The organism is Glaesserella parasuis, from assembly GCF_002015085.1.
Lineage (GTDB): Bacteria > Pseudomonadota > Gammaproteobacteria > Enterobacterales > Pasteurellaceae > Glaesserella > Glaesserella parasuis.
Genome location: NZ_MUXW01000030.1, coordinates 1 through 3379, shown reverse-complemented (window position 1 = coordinate 3379; position 3379 = coordinate 1). Strand labels below are relative to the sequence as shown.

The 3379-nt window shown below is 52.0% G+C and carries 1 protein-coding gene; it reads left to right on the top strand.

The annotated features are described in order from the left end of the window. On the top strand, window positions 1-3379 hold a 3379-nt coding region (locus tag B0183_RS07700), incomplete at both ends, for a hypothetical protein (RefSeq protein WP_078208601.1).

The following is a 3379-nucleotide window of genomic DNA, read 5'->3' as shown; positions in this document are numbered from 1 at the left end:
TGAGTTAGTAAAGTCTCATACTAAAACATCCGCTTACACGGATAAAAGAGCTCAAGTATGCACCTCAGATTATTTTTTAGATAAACAGCAAGATAAATTTAAATTAAGTCTTTTAAGTCTAGTATTACTAGGTATATTTTTTAGTCCAGTAGGTTCAGCAGCATGGTTGGTAGATGGTTCTGAAAAAGGAAGTGACGCTGACGCTGGTACTATTGGTATTGGTATTGATAGTAGGGTTGGGCCTGGTTCTATTGTCATCGGTCAGTACGCAAAAGCTGAAGGTAGGACTTCTATTGCGATAGGTTATCAAGCTGAAACAACCGGTGACAAAGCCGTAGCCGTTGGGGCAACTGCACAAGCATTCAATTATTCTGCGGCTTATGGTTATGGAGCACAAGCAAAAGCAATAGGCGCTGTTGCAGTCGGTGAAAGTGCTATTGCAAATCAAAGTGGAGGCGTTGCATTGGGTAACCAATCATCTGTTAACGTTATCCATGGTGTTGCATTGGGTTCTTTCTCTAGCGCAGATACGAAAGGGGGTATTGAAGGAACAAGACAACCTTTTTCTGTGACAGAGGAAGCAAGCACTGTTGAGAATGGATTTAAATCCACAGAAAGTCCTGATATTGGTGCGGTTTCTGTTGGTAGAAGTTTTGCTTGGAAGAATTTCAATAAACCAATCAAACGCCAAATCACCAACGTTGCGGCAGGTACACAAGATACCGATGCGGTAAACGTGGCACAGCTTAAATCGCTCACCATGCAAATAGGAGGCGATAACGGCAGTGGCAAGGTAGGCATTTGGAGTGGTACGCTCACTGTAAAAGGACAAAATGGTATTACTTCCGATGTTAATGGCAGTACGATTACGGTTAAATTAGATAAAGACCTCAAAGATAAAATTGATAAGATTGCCGCTATGGGTAAGTTAATTCAAAGTGCGGAAAAAGAAGCAGATGGCAATCTAAAAATTACCTATACAGATGGTACGCATAGCATTATCCAGAAAGGTGAAAAAGGAGATCGTGGTGAAAAAGGAGAACGTGGCGAAGCTGGCCCTGCGGGTCCAGCAGGTCCTAGGGGTGAACCGGGTCCTAAAGGTGAGCAAGGCCCAGCAGGTCCGATTGGTCCAGTGGGTCCAGCAGGGGCTGCTGGAGCAACAGGACCACAAGGACCTACGGGTCCAGTGGGGCCAATTGGACCACAAGGTGTACCTGGTCCTAAGGGGGATAAAGGCGAACAAGGTCTAAGAGGTGAACAAGGCCCTGCGGGTGAGCGAGGAGAAATAGGCCCTGCAGGTGCAGCTGGTCCTAGGGGGCCAGAGGGTCCGAAAGGTGATACAGGTGAGAGAGGTGCAACTGGCCCTGCGGGTCCAGTAGGTCCAGCGGGACCACGAGGTGCACCTGGTCCAGCAGGGCCTAGGGGTGAACCGGGTCCTAAAGGTGAACCAGGTATTCAAGGACCTAAGGGTGACAAAGGTGATACCGGTCAGAAAGGTGAAGCTGGCCCTGCGGGACCACGAGGCCCTGAGGGTCCAGCAGGGGCTAAGGGTGAACAGGGTCCTAGAGGTGAACAAGGGCTTCCAGGGGTAGCAGGTCCTAAGGGCGATAGAGGCGATGTTGGTCCGATGGGTCCAGTGGGTCCAACTGGACCACAAGGTGCACCTGGTCCTGCAGGTCCAAAAGGAGAGGCAGGAGCAAAAGGCGATAGGGGTGACCGTGGTGAAACAGGACCAGAGGGCCCTCAAGGTCCTAGAGGTGAGCAAGGTCTAAGAGGTGAACAAGGCCCTGCGGGTCCAACGGGGCCTAGGGGTGAACAGGGTCCTGAAGGTAAACAAGGTATTCAAGGACCTACGGGTCCAATGGGACCACAAGGATCGCAAGGAATAGCGGGTACTCAGGGACAGAAGGGGGATAAAGGCGATCCAGGACCTGCGGGTCCTAAAGGAGATGCAGGTCCAAAAGGAGATACAGGTCCTAGAGGCGAAGCTGGTCCTGCTGGAGCAACAGGACCACAAGGTGAAAAAGGAGATCAAGGTCCGATGGGTCCGGCAGGCCCAGCGGGTGCTCAGGGCATACAAGGTCCTAAAGGAGATAGAGGTCCAAAAGGTGATACAGGTGAGAGAGGTGCAACTGGCCCTGCGGGTCCAGTAGGTCCAGCTGGCCCTGTGGGTCCAGTCGGTGCTCAAGGTCCAGCAGGTCCTAGAGGCGAAGCAGGTCCTGCTGGAGCAACAGGACCACAAGGTGCAACAGGTCCAGCGGGAGAGCCAGGCAAGCAGGGTCCTAGGGGGGAACAAGGTGCACCTGGTCCTGCAGGTCCAAAAGGAGAGGCAGGAGCAAAAGGCGATAAGGGTGACCCTGGTGAAGCGGGACCAGTCGGCCCTCAAGGTCCTGTGGGTGCAGCTGGTCCAGCAGGCCCAGCGGGAGAGCGAGGCGAGCAGGGTCCTAGGGGAGATAAAGGTGAAACTGGTCCTGCGGGTCCAGCAGGGGCTAAGGGTGAACCAGGTCCTAGAGGTGAACAAGGTATTCAAGGACCTGCGGGTCCAACGGGACCACAAGGACCGCAGGGAACAGCGGGTATTCAGGGACCTAAGGGTGACCGAGGAGAAACTGGCCCTGCGGGTGCAGCTGGCCCTGTGGGTCCAGCAGGGCCTAGGGGTGAACAGGGTCCTAAAGGTGAACAAGGTATTCAAGGACCTACGGGTCCAACGGGACCACAAGGACCGCAGGGAACAGCGGGTGCTCAGGGACAGAAGGGGGATAAAGGCGATCCAGGACAAGCGGGTCCTAAAGGAGAAAAAGGAGATACAGGTCCTAGAGGTGAAACTGGCCCTGCGGGTCCAGCGGGACCTAAGGGTGACAAAGGTGATACGGGTCCAGCAGGATCACAAGGACCTACGGGTCCAACTGGAAATTCGGAATTAAAAGGCATTACGTCGATTGCCAATGGTAACGACGCCACCAAGGCGAATGGGGCTAAGATTACCTTGTCTACAGGTTCTACAAATAAAACAGTTAATGTTAATGATGCGAAAATTACCAATGTGGCAGCTGGTGTAGCAGATACCGATGCGGTGAATGTGAAACAGTTGAAATCTGCGAAAACTGAAGTGGAATCTACCGATCACAGTGTGGTGATTAAAGAGCGTCAGGGCGATAATCAGCAAATCGTGTATGATTTGGCGGTTGCTAAAACGAAACTCACTGCCTCTAAGGATAAACGCACCATTAGTGCAGCAGATAAAGGCAACCATTTTGCGACAGGAGATGAAGTCGCAGTAGCAATTAATACCGCAACAGCAGCCGCAAGAACTGAAGTTGAAGCGGGTAAAAATGTGAAAGTGACTTCAAAAACGGGGGCAAATGGTCAGAATATTTAC